The 14,731-nt window shown below is 65.3% G+C and carries 10 protein-coding genes and 1 CRISPR repeat array; of the genes, 7 read left to right on the top strand and 3 right to left on the bottom strand.

Features of this window, described 5'->3' with window-relative positions:
• The first annotated feature begins 72 nt into the window (after nucleotides 1-72).
• Nucleotides 73-1,455, top strand: coding sequence for a phosphomannomutase/phosphoglucomutase (locus Q1W26_RS19595; RefSeq protein ID WP_300443603.1), 1,383 nt, complete (start codon nucleotides 73-75; stop codon nucleotides 1,453-1,455).
• 70 nt (nucleotides 1,456-1,525) lie between these two features.
• Here Q1W26_RS19595 and Q1W26_RS19590 read toward each other — a convergent pair whose 3' ends face one another.
• Nucleotides 1,526-2,047 carry an NUDIX domain-containing protein gene (locus tag Q1W26_RS19590; protein ID WP_300443600.1) on the bottom strand — a complete coding sequence of 174 codons (522 nt, stop codon included), beginning with the start codon at nucleotides 2,045-2,047 and terminating at the stop codon, nucleotides 1,526-1,528.
• 5 nt (nucleotides 2,048-2,052) lie between these two features.
• Nucleotides 2,053-4,677, bottom strand: a complete 2,625-nt coding sequence (alaS, locus tag Q1W26_RS19585) for an alanine--tRNA ligase (protein ID WP_300443598.1) — start codon at nucleotides 4,675-4,677, stop codon at nucleotides 2,053-2,055.
• Nucleotides 4,678-4,821: 144 nt separating this feature from the next.
• Between alaS and Q1W26_RS19580 the strand changes: the two genes are divergently transcribed.
• Complete coding sequence (locus Q1W26_RS19580; protein ID WP_300443595.1) at nucleotides 4,822-5,373, top strand: cob(I)yrinic acid a,c-diamide adenosyltransferase; 552 nt, start codon at nucleotides 4,822-4,824, stop codon at nucleotides 5,371-5,373.
• A 354-nt stretch (nucleotides 5,374-5,727) separates the two neighbouring features.
• On the opposite strand, the gene Q1W26_RS19575 is transcribed toward Q1W26_RS19580, so the two are convergent.
• Nucleotides 5,728-8,736, bottom strand: coding sequence for a hypothetical protein (locus tag Q1W26_RS19575; RefSeq protein ID WP_300443593.1), 3,009 nt, complete (start codon nucleotides 8,734-8,736; stop codon nucleotides 5,728-5,730).
• A 227-nt stretch (nucleotides 8,737-8,963) separates the two neighbouring features.
• Between Q1W26_RS19575 and Q1W26_RS19570 the strand changes: the two genes are divergently transcribed.
• From Q1W26_RS19570 to cas1f, 5 genes are read left to right on the top strand one after another with little or no spacing between them, the layout of a single operon-like run.
• Nucleotides 8,964-10,070 (top strand): hypothetical protein, encoded by a 1,107-nt coding sequence (locus Q1W26_RS19570; RefSeq protein ID WP_300443589.1) that lies wholly within the window; start codon nucleotides 8,964-8,966, stop codon nucleotides 10,068-10,070.
• The gene (locus Q1W26_RS19565) at nucleotides 10,067-10,909 is read left to right on the top strand and encodes a type I-F CRISPR-associated protein Csy2 (protein WP_300443586.1); all 843 of its coding nucleotides are present in this window, start codon (nucleotides 10,067-10,069) and stop codon (nucleotides 10,907-10,909) included. Before Q1W26_RS19570 ends, Q1W26_RS19565 begins: the two co-directional genes overlap by 4 nt.
• A 13-nt stretch (nucleotides 10,910-10,922) precedes the next feature.
• Nucleotides 10,923-12,014 (top strand): type I-F CRISPR-associated protein Csy3, encoded by a 1,092-nt coding sequence (csy3, locus tag Q1W26_RS19560; RefSeq protein ID WP_300443582.1) that lies wholly within the window; start codon nucleotides 10,923-10,925, stop codon nucleotides 12,012-12,014.
• Entirely contained in the window at nucleotides 12,014-12,550 is a 537-nt protein-coding gene (locus Q1W26_RS19555) for a type I-F CRISPR-associated endoribonuclease Cas6/Csy4 (protein WP_300443579.1), read from the top strand. Before csy3 ends, Q1W26_RS19555 begins: the two co-directional genes overlap by 1 nt.
• Nucleotides 12,547-13,500: a type I-F CRISPR-associated endonuclease Cas1f gene (cas1f, locus tag Q1W26_RS19550; RefSeq protein ID WP_300443576.1), complete on the top strand. Its 954-nt coding sequence runs from the start codon at nucleotides 12,547-12,549 to the stop codon at nucleotides 13,498-13,500. Before Q1W26_RS19555 ends, cas1f begins: the two co-directional genes overlap by 4 nt.
• A gap of 97 nt (nucleotides 13,501-13,597) precedes the next feature.
• Nucleotides 13,598-14,705: a CRISPR direct-repeat array (repeat unit 28 nt; unit sequence GTTCGCCGCCGTGCAGGCGGTTTAGAAG).
• Nucleotides 14,706-14,731 lie beyond the last annotated feature (26 nt).

Here is a 14,731-nt window from a genome sequence, read left to right as displayed (position 1 = left end):
CCCCCTGCCGGGCTGTCATGAGCGACCGCGTATAATTCATCCTTCATCGTTTTTCGCACCGGAGTTTTCCGCATGTTCGTTCCCGCACCCGAGATCTTCAAGGCCTATGACATCCGCGGCATCGTCGACAAGACCCTGACCGCCGAAGCCGTTCGCGCCATTGGCCATGCCCTCGGCTCCGAGGCTGTCGCCCGCAGCCAGAAGGCCATCGCAGTCGGTCGCGACGGCCGTCTGTCCGGCCCCGAGCTGGCCGGCGCCCTCGCTGACGGCATCCGCGCTGCAGGCGTCGATGTCATCGACGTGGGCTGCGTGCCCACGCCGCTCACCTACTTCGCGGCCTACGAACTCGGCACGAACTCCTGCGTCTCGGTCACCGGCAGCCACAACCCGCCCGACTACAACGGCCTCAAGATGGTCCTCGGCGGCCAGACCCTGTTCGGCGAACTGATCCAGGCCCTGCGCCAGCGCATCATCGACGGCGACCTCGTCACCGCCGCCGTCCCGGGCAAGCTCACCCAGGCCAACGTCGTGCCGGCCTACGTCGAAAAAATCATCGGTGACGTGAAGCTCTCGCGCCCGATGAAAATCGTGATGGACTGCGGTAACGGCGTGGCCGGCGCGGTGGCCCCCGAACTCTTCAAGCGCCTCGGCTGCGAACTGGTCGAGCTGTTCTGCGAAGTGGATGGCAACTTCCCCAACCACCACCCCGATCCGTCCAAGCCCGAGAACCTCGCCGACGTGATCCGCGCCCTCTCCGAGACCGACGCCGAGATCGGCCTCGCCTTCGACGGCGACGGCGACCGCCTGGGCGTCGTCACCAAGGATGGCGAGATCATCTTCCCCGACCGCCAGCTGATGCTCTTCGCCGAAGACGTGCTGACCCGCGTGCCGGGTGGCGAAATCATCTACGACGTCAAATGCACCCGCAACCTGGCCGGCTGGATCACCGCCCGCGGCGGCAAGCCCACCATGTGGAACACCGGCCACGCGCTGGTCAAAGCCAAGCTCAAGGAAACCGGCGCTCCGCTGGCTGGCGAGATGAGCGGCCACGTGTTCTTCAAGGAACGCTGGTACGGCTTCGATGACGGCCTCTACACCGGCGCCCGCCTGCTGGAGATCGTCTCCCGCCACGCCGACGCCAACCCGGTGCTGAAGAATCTGCCCGACGCCATCAGCACCCCCGAGCTCAACATCAAGATGAACGAGGGCGAGCCCTTCGCGCTGGTGGACAAGCTCAAGGCCGAGGCCCGTTTCGAAGGTGCCGAGAGCATCCTGACCATCGACGGCGTACGCGTCGAATACGCCGACGGCTTCGGCCTGGCCCGTCCGTCCAACACCACGCCGGTGGTCGTGCTGCGTTTTGAAGCCGACACCCAGGCGGCCATCGAGCGCATCCAGGCCGACTTCCGCCGCGCCATCGAAGGCGTGTGGCCGGGCATCAAGCTGCCGTTCTGAACTCCTGAATAAAAAATCGCCGGCACCCTGCAAAGGGTGGCCGGCGATTTTTTTGTTTATTGCGGCGGGATCAGAACGAATCCGGCACCGCGATTCCGCGCCCAAGCAGCCAGTCGCGCACCGCCAAACCGGTTGCCTGCGGCCACGGACGCAATTTTTCGGGGGCGATCAAACGGTATTCCGCCAGTTCCTCGTTCAGCACGATCTCGCCCCGCGCCTGCACGTGATAGGCGATCACCACCTCGTTCTTGCGCAAAAAGGGATAAACGCCAACCAGCTTCACCGCAACGGCCTCAAGGCTGACTTCCTCGAGTACCTCACGCGCCACCGCGGTTTCCGGTGATTCATCACGCTCGAGAAAGCCGGTGACGAGGCCGAAGGTTTTCTCCGGCCACGCATGGTTGCGGGCAATCAGCACCGCGCCATCCCGATCCACGCATTCGATGATTGCCGCAACCACCGGCAGCGGGTTGTCCCAGCGCACGAAGCCGCAGGGAGGGTTGAAACACAGCTGGCGGTGCTGCCCCGCCAGCTCGCCCCACTCGAGCGGGCTCCCGCACTGGGGGCAGAAGCGCCATGCGCTGAAACTCATGCAGATCAGCCCAGCTTGCCGCCGACCCAGCCCACCACCGAGGCCAGCGCAGCCGGCAGCGCTGCCGCGTCGGTACCGCCGGCCTGGGCCATGTCCGGGCGGCCGCCGCCCTTGCCACCCACCTGCTGGGCGACAAAATTAACCAGCTCGCCGGCCTTGACCTTGCCGGTCAGATCGGACGTGACGCCGGCAATCAGGCTGACCTTGCCATCCGAAACGCTGGCCAGCACGACGGCCGCGCTCTTCAGCTTGTCCTTCAGCTTGTCGAGAGTTTCGCGCAGGGCCGTCACGTCGGCGCCTTCGAGCATCGCGGCCAGCACCTTGGCGCCGCCCACGTCAGCCGCCTGGCTCACCAGATCGTCGCCCTGGCTGGCGGCAAGCTTGCTCTTAAGGCGGGCGAGCTCCTTTTCGAGCGCCTTCACGTTGTCCATCACCTGGGCGACGCGGGTCAGCACTTCCTGCGGCTGGGCCTTGAGGGCGCCAATCACGCCATCGAGCAGAACCTGCTGATCCTGCACCAGCGCCACCGCCACGTCGCCGCAAACGGCTTCGATACGCCGCACGCCGGCCGCAACGCCGCCTTCGAGCGTCACCTTGAACAGACCGATGTCACCGGTGCGGGCCACGTGGGTGCCGCCACACAGTTCCTTGGATGATCCGATGGAAAGCACGCGCACTTCGTCGCCATACTTTTCGCCAAAGAGCATCATCGCGCCAGTTTTCTGGGCGGATTCGATGTCCATCACGCGGGCTTCGGTGGCGGCGTTGGCAAGAATCTCGTCGTTGACGATGCGCTCGATGCGGGCGATTTCCGCGGCGGTCACCGGCTGGGTATGGGCGAAGTCGAAACGGGTCTTGTCCGGATCGACCTGCGAGCCCTTTTGCTGCACGTGCTCGCCGAGCACTTCGCGCAGCGCCTTGTGCATCAGGTGGGTGGCCGAGTGGTGCCGCTGGGTGCGGGCGCGGGCCAGGGTATCGACCTTGGCGGTGACGCCGTTGCCGACGGTCAGCTTGCCGGTAGTAACAACACCGTGGTGGCCAAAAACGGTGGCCTGGATCTTCTGGGTGTCTTCGACGGTGAAGATGCCGTGCACCGACCGCAGCTCGCCGCGGTCGCCCACCTGGCCGCCGGATTCGGCGTAGAACGGGGTTTCGTCGAGCACGACGACGCCCATCTCGCCTTCAACCAGCTCATTGACGGCCACGCTGTCCTTGTACAGCGCCAGCACATTGCCTTTGGCTTCGAGGCCTTCGTAGCCGTGGAAGGTGGTGGCCGGGCCGTCGTATTCAAGGTTGGTGGCCATCTTGAACTTGCCGGCCGCGCGGGCCTGCTCCTTCTGGCGCGCCATGGCGGCGTCGAAGGCGGCGCCATCGACGGTCACGTTGCGCTCGCGGCACACGTCGGCGGTGAGATCGAGCGGGAAGCCGAAGGTGTCGTGGAGCTTGAAGGCGGTTTCGCCGTTGAAAACGGTATTGCCCGCAGCGGCCATCGCGGCGAGTTCGCCTTCGAGGATCGCCATGCCGTTTTCGATGGTGGCGAAGAAGCGGTCTTCTTCCTGCTTGAGGATGTCGGTGATGCGCTGCTGGCCGGTCTTCAGCTCGGGATAGGCCTCACCCATCTCGGCCACCAGGTCCGGCACCATCTTGTGGAAGAAGGCGGCGCGGGCGCCCAGCTTGTAGCCGTGGCGGATGGCGCGGCGGATGATCCGGCGCAGCACGTAGCCACGGCCTTCGTTGCCGGGAATCACGCCATCGGCAATCAGGAAGGAACAGGCGCGGATGTGGTCGGCCAGCACCTTGAGGGACGGGCTGTCCATGTCGGCGTTGCTGGTCTCGCGGGCGGCGGCGGCGATCAGGGCCTGGAACAGGTCGATCTCGTAGTTGGCATGCACGTGCTGCAGAACAGCGGAAATCCGCTCGAGGCCCATGCCGGTATCCACCGAAGGCTTGGGCAGCGGATGCATCACGCCGGCTTCGTCCCGGTTGAACTGCATGAACACGTTGTTCCAGATTTCGATGAAGCGGTCGCCGTCTTCCTCGGGCGAACCCGGGGGGCCGCCCCAGATGTGCTCGCCGTGGTCGTAGAAGATTTCGGTGCACGGGCCGCAGGGGCCGGTGTCGCCCATCATCCAGAAGTTGTCGGACGCGTAGCGCGCGCCCTTGTTGTCGCCGATGCGCACGATGCGCTCGGCCGGCACGCCGACCTGCTTGTTCCAGATCTCGTAGGCCTCGTCGTCCTCGGCGTAGACGGTGACCCAGAGCTTGTCCTTGGGCAGCTTGTAGACCTCGGTCAGCAGCTCCCAGGCGTAGGCGATCGCATCCTTCTTGAAGTAGTCGCCGAAGCTGAAGTTGCCCAGCATCTCGAAGAAGGTGTGGTGGCGCGCGGTGTAGCCGACGTTTTCAAGGTCGTTGTGCTTGCCGCCGGCACGCACGCACTTTTGCGAGGTGGTGGCGCGGGTATAGGGGCGCTTGTCGAAGCCGAGGAAAACATCCTTGAACTGGTTCATCCCTGCATTGGTGAACAGCAGGGTCGGGTCTTCGTGGGGCACCAGCGAGCTGGAAGCCACGATCTGGTGGCCCTTGGAGGCGAAGAATTCAAGGAACTTCTGGCGGATTTCGGCGCTTTTCATCGGCGTGGGGGCTCCGGGTTACGTCGCCTGGCGACGGTCGGGGAATTCAGGTTACAGAGCCGGAAATTGTAGCATCCAACCTCGCCCGCCCCCGCTGGCTATAATCCGTGGTTCAAGAACATACCAAGGAAGAGGGACAAAACCATGGGCCACCGCCTGTCCAAGATTTACACCCGCACCGGCGACGCCGGCACCACCGGCCTCGGCAATGGCAACCGGGTTTCCAAGAACAGCCTGCGCATCCACACCCTGGGTGAAGTGGACGAGGCAAACGCAGCCATCGGCATCATGCTCTGCGAGGAACTCCCGGACGACGTGCGCGTGCTGCTGACGAACGTCCAGCACGACCTGTTCGATCTGGGCGGCGAAGTGTGCATCCCCGGCATGGAGATGATCACGGCAAAACAGGTGGAACACCTCGAAGAAGAACTCGATCGCTTCAACGACGACCTGGAACCGTTGAAGGATTTCATCCTTCCCGGCGGCACCCGCGCCGCAGCCCTCGCCCACCAGGCCCGCACCGTGTGCCGGCGCGCCGAGCGGATGATCGTGGCGCTGAGCCAGGAGGAATCCGTGAACGACGCACCGCGCCAGTACCTTAACCGGCTGTCGGATCTGCTCTTCGTGCTGGGACGCGTGCTCAATCGGGCCGGCGGCCGCGGCGATGTGCTTTGGCAGAAGCGCAAGAACGCCTGACCCATACAAGCAAAAGGGCTGCCCGATCTGGCAGCCCTTTTTGTTCAGCACCCGGTCGACATGGAGCACTGATTCAGGCGTCAAAAAGCAAAAAAGCCCAAGCACCGGAGTGATTGAGCCTTAACGCTTGAAACTGGTTGCGGGGGCAGGATTGAGCACTTATTTCGCCGGTCCCATCGTGTTGAGGCTACCGACTAGCGTGCGTCGGGCTAATGGCCGTCACCAACGTTAAGTGCGAAGCACACTCAGCAAACCTCGTTCTCGCACAAAAGCAAGGCGCCCGCCCATGGAGCGCGTGGGATATCTACGCGCCTCAGGAGGGCCCCGCGTAGCATCCACCACTCACTAGAGGGCCTAAAAAAAACCAAAGGACTGATCCCAGCTAGGAGCATCCGCGCCCCAGTCGGGATACTGGAATTCCAGCCCTCTGGACGCGCCCTCCTTGGTATCCACCTCAAGTTCACGACAGGTCTCAGCGAGCTCATCCAGATCCCAGCACAGCCAGTCATTGGAAAGACGCTCAACTATCAGCGCAAGATTGCGACCACGCCCGACACCTATGTCGTCACCATCCACCTGAAACTTCCAGCAGCCACTCTCCTGCACAGCACGCCAAGTTCGTTGCGGTACGCCATCACGTAGGCGGTAGCAATCGTAGAACCCCTGAGTCATCCACCCTGAGGGATTGGCCTGCCCACCAAGAAGTGTCTTCATTGGATCGGCAAGACGACCCGTGATGATGCGATCCTCCTCAGTTGCCATCAGGCACGTCCCAAGCCGCAGCCGAACGTCCAGCCGCTCAAGATCCGCATCCTTGAGTAGTAGATTCATATCTGAACTCGCGTAACGCCACATCCCAATCAGGCGGGATTCGAGCCCCGGGCGCACGAAAATTGCATCGCCTTCACGCCCTAACGCCCAGCGCGCGTTGTAGCGCAGGATCGCGATATTCGGCTCTGAAACCGGCAAAAGCCGATGCCTATTCACCCGCCCTGCCGCCTGCACGATGGAATGCGCGCTGGAAGGCTCGATCACACCCCAGTCAAAATCGTGATCGCGACCGATTTCTTCCACCGGCGTCGCCACCACGATGAAAGGCACATCGCCGTCTGGCGAACCGGCAAGCAGTTCGGCAATCTCGGTATCGGCGACAATGTGTCGGTCACCGCGCTTGCGGTTGAGCAGAAAATCCAGCCTCTGCTCCTTCAGATGCCGATGGATGCGGAAATCCCGAGCGTGATAGCAGGCCACCCGGGCATGTGGCAATGCCTGCGCCAGAGCCCGAGCCGTCGCAATTGCCGTGCGGATGTTGGCCACTCGTATCAATCCGAAAGACAGCGTCTTCCCAGCACCCACGCGCCAGCGGTGTCCCCGGTGCAACCGACGCACTGCATCCACCACGGCGGACTCAAATCCTTCCCGGCTGCGCGACTCGATAGGCTGAATGAAAGCGCGCCGCACGGCTTTCGCCGGCAGCTTCATCAAAGCATCCAGATGCGCCCGGAAGCGCTGCGCAAAATCCTCTCCGCCCTCGAAGACAGAAGCGGGGCCACGGTCATCCACCGCGACGACGCCAAACTTGCCGTCACCACCTTCAAGCGCACCGCGCATCGCTACGCCGCTGCCAAAGGCCCGGCTCACCGCCTCGGCCACCGGCACCGGCAGCGTTGCCGACGAGCAGATCACGTTACGCCCCATCAGCCCCGCCGTCTGGATGAGCCGCAACACCGCTACCAGGGCTTCGGGCGCATACGCATCCACCTCATCCAGCACCAGATCGCTGTCTGCAATGCGCAGCAGCGCCCCCACATGATGGGCCTGCCGCCCCGGCTCGCCTGCATTGATGAGGTAGTCGATGGTCGACACCAGCACCGGCGCCCCGATCACCGGCGCGAGAGACGGACGCGCATCGGTCAGCACCTTCATCCAGCCCGGCAGCAACACCGCACCGCCCAGTGCGTCATACTCGGTGGCTGGGCCATCGGTCTCGAACGTTCCAGCGTAAGCGCCCTGCTCTCGGGCCGCCGCATGTAGACGCGCGGCCACACGATCTCCGATCACGGTGGCCATCTCATCAGCCCCCAGGCCCAGCGACTCCCTCAGCGCATCGCCGGTCTGGAGCGTCAGCGTGCGCAGGTTCAGCGCAATCGCAAAGCGTGGCCGGGACGATGCAACGCAGGCTAGCTTGGCGTTAGCGATGGTCTTGCCCGCCCCGGTCGCCGCCACATTGAAGATCAGCAGCGGCGCCTCGCTGCGGGCACGGAAGGCGCTCACCGCCGCCACCGCGCGGTTCTGCCACGCGAAGCGGCCGCGCTCGTCGGCCGGCGAGAGGATGTGCTCCACCGTCTCGGTCGCCAGCCCCGGCAGGCGCAAACCGGCGATGCGCCACGCAAAGTCCGCCGCCCGACGGCTCACGGTCTGCAGGTGCCAGCACAAGGGTTGGTCGAATGCCCCGTTCTTGGTGTTGGCGAACAGACCGCAGCCCTTCACGCCGGGCAGTACCGGGCGGGACGACACCTCGTGATCGGCCAGGATCAACGCGGCCCGCGCCAGCACCGCCGCCCCGCGCCAGAAGGCCGGCGGACGCTCGCCTGCGCGGCGGTTCAGGCGGGCCAGCACGCGATCCAGCTCGTCCAGGATATCTGCCGGCAACTCGCCCGCCAGCGCCAGCTGCCGCGACTGCCCGGCATCCCGCACATGCCGATCACAGGTCGGCGAGGACGATGGCGTATCCCTCGGGCCGAACAGCCGGTGATGGGTCGCGACGATGTAGTCGAGGGCGTCGGCGGGGCCGAAGACCCCCCGGTCCTCCAGCCCGTCCATGTCCTCCACCGGGCGGGGGCGGGTGAGCGCGGACCACGCACCGGGCCAATCCTTGCCACGCCTGCGCAGTTGCAGCACCCGCATTGACAGCCACTCGTGACGCACCGGGTCCGCCTCGGCTTTTTCGGCGGGCGCCGCCACGGCACGGGCCAACTTGTCAGCAAAGAAGTTGCCCGCCTTTCCTAGGTCATGTGCCAACCCCGCAGCCTGGGCAAGCAGGCTGACCACCGGCAGCCACGGCGGCGGCCGGCGCTTGCGGCGCATCGTCCCGGCAGGAAAGTGCCCGTCCGGGCCGAACGCATCCCGCGTGCCCACCACCCATAGCAGGCGCATCCGCTCGCGCCCCTCGTTGCGATAGCAGGCCACGGCTGTCTGCCGGGTCGCCGATGTTTTGAGCAGCGAACGGAGTTCGCGCAAGCCTTCCAGGGTGATCGGCGTTGCCCATGAACGCTCACCGGTCCGGATGGCGTAGCTGTCCAGCACTGCGCGGCTGCGTTTGACCGCCCGGCGCTCGCAGGCGGAAATCAGGGTGATGTGCATTCGGAATCGGTCTCGCCCGTGATACGCTGCCGCGGCCACCGAGGCAGGTGGTTTAGAAGTAGTAAGTCCGCAAGGAGCAACTCAGTTCGCCGCCGAGCAGGCGGAATATCCCAAACCGCATTCGCGGATACTTTTTTATCCTAGTAAGTCAAGAAGGAATTATTTGACGTATTTCAAATACGAGAATACGCTTTTGCCATCATTCTGCCCTACCCAAGGAGCATCAGATGGCTCGAACCCCAAAAGCGATACCCGAGGCCCCGCCCTGGGTTTCCCTCCCGCCAGAACTCTATGCCGAGACCATCGACAATCTCGTCACCTTCTCCCACAAGACCACCAACTCCAACATCCCCGCCGGCGGCGTTCGCCTTGCACCGGCGCAGGCACTCAAGCTGCCCTACGTCTCGGCCCGCACCCTGCTTGCCGCGGGCGAAACCCCTGATCTCGACTACACCGCCAACGCCGGCAAGATAGCCACCGTAGTCAAACAACTCCGGCAGGTGCGGGAAGGCAAATCCACGGCCCCGGCCGATGAAGCCCGACACCTTCTCGCCAGGCTCGCCGACGGCTCGCAGCGCGGCAACGAGATCGGCACCGAGAGGGTGTCGCTCCGCGCCCGACAGCTCCTGCTCCCACGCCCGGATGGCAGCTACGTCGCCATCACTCCCCTCAGCGCCAGCGGTGTCAGCCGCTCGATTCGCTTGGCAACCCGCGCTCACAACGAAACGCTACGCACGCCCAGCGACACCGACACCAGCAAGCTGCAGCGCATCTCCACCGCCGTGTTCGGGCTCGGAGGTGCCAATCCGCAGAACGTGGGCTCCCTCGTCCGCGAGATGCAGCGCCCGCTGGTGTTCTTCCCTCCCGCCGAAAACCGGCAGGTTAAGGCAGCCCTCGCCCAGCACTTTCAGGGCATCCCGATCCGCCTGCCACGCCCCCTGCTGGTGGAATTCCGCAACTGGTGCCGCGCGGCCCGCGCCCGCAACGGCGGGCTCATCCCCACCGACATGCGCACCCGCAACGAAGAATCCGCCAACGTCCGCCAGATCGTCGACGCCGTGCTCGCGCAGGGCGAGCTCGCACGGCAACGCCTCCTTGAGCACGTGGACGTGCTACCCAACGGCGGCTCGCCGCTGGTCTCGATCAACGCCGACCCGATCGCCCGCGGTCTCGTCGATCCTGATCTGCGGGATCGCGACTGGCCCCGCACCTTCGCCACCCGGCTGGCCGCGCTGATCGCCGACTTCCGCTTTGGCGACGAGCACGGCGACTTCCACTTCGACCAGCAGGATCTTTACCAACTCCAGGCCATCGCCGAGGACGCCGCACGATGAGCTATCTACACCTCTCCCGACTCCGCGTCCGCGCCGCCAACGCCCTGGCCGGCAACTACGCCATCAACGCCGCACCCGTCATGGCCATCGTGCTCTTCGTGCACAACCTCGGGCTCAAGACTGGCTGCCGCCCACGCCGCGTCGCCATCCTCCACCACGACGGCCAGCTCCTTGGCGAGTTCGGCAGCGACGGCTTTTACGACTTCCACCCCCAGCAACGGCGTGGCGCCACCTTCATCGACGCCACCGACTACTCTTCCAAGAACCCTCACGCGCTCTCGCTGCAGCCCACCGCCTCCTGTCACCTCGTCATTTCCCTGCTCATCGAAGTCGATGGCCCGGTCAATCAGAAAAAGGTCGAGCGCTTCCTGCACAGCGCCCGGATCGCCGGCGGCAGCGTAGATGAAGTGGGCACCGTCGACGTGCAGGACGACCCTGACGCCCTCACGCTACGTAACGGCTACTGGCTCATTGAGCGCAGCGACCTGATGGCCGCCCACGACCACCCGGTGGAAGCCCTCGTCACCGCAATCGGCCGCCGCGCCACGCGCAGCAAGGCCGAACCGGAAGACAGCCCCACCCTGCCCATGTCCTGGCTTGCCGCCACCGTGCTGGGCTACGCCGCCATCACCCCCTTTTCCCGGCGTGACGGCGTGCGCATGACCGGCAAGCGCCCCGACGACGACGGCGAACAACCCCTCCACGCCTACAGCGAGCCCCTTCTCGGCCTCGTGCAGTACGTCTCCCGCCGCGACTACGGCCCCCGCCCCATCCCTTTCTGGGAACACACCTGGCTGCAGGACGACGTCTTTGTCGTCCGTCAAACCCAAACTTCGTAAAGGAACCCGCACCATGAACGCACCCGAATTCAAGAAGCTCCCCGGCGTCCTCTCCTTCCAGCGCGGCCTCGTCATCACCGACGCGCCCTTCTTCAACGTGCTTGCCGACGGCCAGAGCCCGGTGATGGTGGTGCGCCACGGCATCCGCGGCACCCAGAACGTCAACAAGAGCGGCGACGCCGAGAAATCCACCGCGGCCGCCGCCAAGCGCGCCGAAGTCTCCAACATCCAGACCACCGACACCGCGAAGCTAGACGAACACGCCCAGGCCCTCGCCGTCCGCTTCGGCCTGCGCTGCCTTGACCTGGAGAACGTGCTCTTCGCCTGCGCCCCATCCAGCACCGACAAGGACGACGACGTGCGCAACTACCGCGAAAGCGTGCGCAGCTTCGTCGAACGCGCCAAGGAATCCGCCGGCCTCGACGAAGTCGCCGCCCGCTTTGCCCGCAACATCGCCAACGGCCGCTGGCTGTGGCGCAACCGCACCATCGCCCGCACGGTGCGCGTGGATGTCGCCCGGGTCGACGCCAACGGCCGCGCCGAGCCCCTCGCTCACTTCGACGCCCTCGCCACCCCGCTCAATCACTTCGACGCCATCACCGATGACGAGCGCCGCGTCGCCGCCATACTGGCCGACGGCCTGCGCGGCAGCGACGACAGCGGCCTGCGCATCGAAGCCCACGTGGACTTCGGCATCGCCGGCGCCATCGAAGTCTTCCCCTCGCAAAACTATGTCGAGGACAAGCCCCGTGGCTTCGCCCGCCCGCTCTACTGCCTCGGCGCCCCCGAACGCAGCGCCCGCAACAGCGGGATGGAATTCGCCAGCACCCGCACCATGGGCCACGCCGCCCTGCGCGACCAGAAGATCAGCAACGCCCTGCGCACCATCGACACCTGGTATCCCGCCTATGCCGAATACGGCCGGCCGCTGCCAGTCGAACCCAACGGCGCCAGCCTCGAAGCCCAGGAATTCTTCCGCGACAAGAAAACCTCGGCCTTCGAATTCGCCCGCCGCCTCAACACCCTCGACCCCACCTCGCCCGACGGCATGTTCATGATCGCCAGCCTCATCCGCGGCGGCGTCTTCTCGGGAGGCAAGGAGTGATGCACCCCCGCTGCTTTGTGGATCTCACCCTCGAGCGGCAAGCCTCGCCGCTCGCCGCGGCAGCCGTGCTGCGCGTGCTCCACGGCGCCTTTCGCCAGCAGCCGGGGCAGTACGCCCTGGCGCTGCCCGACTACCCGCGCGCCTTTCCGCGCCTGCGCATCTTTGCCGAAGCCCGCGATGCCCTCGATGCACTCGTCGCCGCCACCGAAGGCCACCGGGCCGTCGCCGAGTGCGCCCGCTACAGCTATCCCCGTGCCGTCCCCGACGACTTCGCCGGCCCCTGGACAAGCTTCCGCCGCTACCGCATCCCCTCACGCCGGGCCGAACGCAAGCCCGACGGCAACCTGCGCCTGCGCCGCATCCAGACCGCCGACGAAGCCCGCCTGCTCTACTTTCCGTTACGCAGCGAGAGCAATGGCCACACCTGGCGGCTCTACGTCGAAGCCCGTCCGGCAGACTCCGGCGACGAGGCCAGCCCCGACGCCTACGGCCTCGCCACCGCCACCCGCCCCTTCGGTCTGCCCGACCTGCCATGAACAAGCCCCGCGCAAAGCCACGGCAGATCCTCCTCTCCAAACGCGCCAACATCTTCTACCTGGAGCACGCCCGCGTGCTCCAGAAGGACGAGCGCATCATCTGGCTCACCGAAACCGGCGAAGACGTGGAGCAATACTTCAACCTCCCCGAACGCAACACCGCCCTGCTGCTGCTCGGCAAGGGCACCTCCATCACCGACGCCGCCGTCCGCCGGCTTGCCGAATCCAACGTGCTCATCGGCTTCTGCGGCAGCGGCGGCTCGCCACTCTTCGCCACCGCCGAACCCGTGTTCCTCACCCCCCAAAGCGAATACCGCCCCACCGAATACATGCAGGGCTGGGTCCGCCACTGGAGCGACGACACCCGGCGGCTGCAGCTTGCCAAGGCCCTCATCGCAGAACGCATCGACCTCACAGCCCGCGTCTGGCAACGCAACCCCGATCTCCTGCAGCGCCACATCGCCCTGCCGCCCGGCGCCGCCGACCGCCTCAAGGCGCGCAGCGAAACCTCCGCCGATGTACAGGCCCTACTGCTAGCCGAAGCCGAATGGGCCCGCGCCCTGTATGCCGGCCTGTCGGCCGGCTACGGCCTGCAGTTCACCCGCAACGAAGGCGCCGGCGCCCGGGAAAGCCGCGAAGACCGGGTCAACAGCTTCCTCGACCACGGCAACTACATCGCCTACGGCCTCGCCGCAGTCGCCCTCAACGGCCTGGGCATCAGCTACGCCTTCCCCCTCCTCCACGGCAAGACCCGCCGCGGCGCCCTCGTATTCGACGTGGCCGACCTCATCAAGGACGCCTACGTCATGCCCCTCGCCTTCGAATGCGGCGCCGACCCGCGCATCAAGGACAACACCTTCCGCGCCCGCCTTATCGAAACCCTGCAAGACGCGGAAGCCCTCGACCTGCTGTTCACCTTCGTCAAATCCATGGCGGAGAAACCCGTTTAAAAACAAGGAGATGAACAACCACCCCAAAAACAAAGCCAAACCGGGAGAATCATCACTAAACCCTTGAACCTCAAACAGTTTTCTTCCGGAAAGACCAGTTCGCCGCCGTGCAGGCGGTTTAGAAGATTTGCTCGACCTGCCCGACTTGGGGGAAGGCGTTCGCCGCCGTGCAGGCGGTTTAGAAGAGGCGGACCAGATCGTGAGGGCGGAAAGCAGCGTTCGCCGCCGTGCAGGCGGTTTAGAAGTCGTCCAGCGTCACCACGTCCATCGGGCGGGAGTTCGCCGCCGTGCAGGCGGTTTAGAAGTGAGTGCATCATCCTGCCCAAAGTTTTGCGTCGTTCGCCGCCGTGCAGGCGGTTTAGAAGGCCCCGGTTTGCTTGCTGATTCTGAATGTCGCGTTCGCCGCCGTGCAGGCGGTTTAGAAGTCACTGGCCGAAAGCGTGCAGCAATGCAGGTCGTTCGCCGCCGTGCAGGCGGTTTAGAAGAAGGATTTCGGGCGGCGTAAGCCACTCGTCGTGTTCGCCGCCGTGCAGGCGGTTTAGAAGAGCCACCACGGCTCGGTGATGTGCCTGGCCAGGTTCGCCGCCGTGCAGGCGGTTTAGAAGCTCATCGAGTCCCATGCTACCGATGCCGATGAGTTCGCCGCCGTGCAGGCGGTTTAGAAGTCCACATCGATCACCAGGCCGCGTTCCTGCAGGTTCGCCGCCGTGCAGGCGGTTTAGAAGGCCTGCTCGATGGCGTGCGGCACGACGGATACGTTCGCCGCCGTGCAGGCGGTTTAGAAGTCGGCTTGATTGACCACCGTGATGCCCAGCCAGTTCGCCGCCGTGCAGGCGGTTTAGAAGCGGAGCTGCGCATCGTGAGTGATGCCCTCTGGGTTCGCCGCCGTGCAGGCGGTTTAGAAGACCCGTTCGGCGAGTGCTTTGCCGGTCTTCGGGTTCGCCGCCGTGCAGGCGGTTTAGAAGTCAACGCCAACGAATTTGCAGCCGTTGCCGGCGTTCGCCGCCGTGCAGGCGGTTTAGAAGCGCGTGCATGGCGCGGCGCCAGTTTCGGTTTGGTTCGCCGCCGTGCAGGCGGTTTAGAAGTCGGAAGCCTGACGACGAATCCGGGCCCGCTCGTTCGCCGCCGTGCAGGCGGTTTAGAAGTTGGCCCTCGCCGCCAGCGCCTTGGCCACGGCGTTCGCCGCCGTGCAGGCGGTTTAGAAGTTGGCCCTCGCCGCCAGCGCCTTGGC

This window comes from Zoogloea sp., from assembly GCF_030157465.1.
Classification (GTDB): Bacteria; Pseudomonadota; Gammaproteobacteria; order Burkholderiales; family Rhodocyclaceae; genus Zoogloea.
Note: the sequence above shows the minus strand (reverse complement) of the source record. Positions and strands in the feature narration are given on the sequence as shown.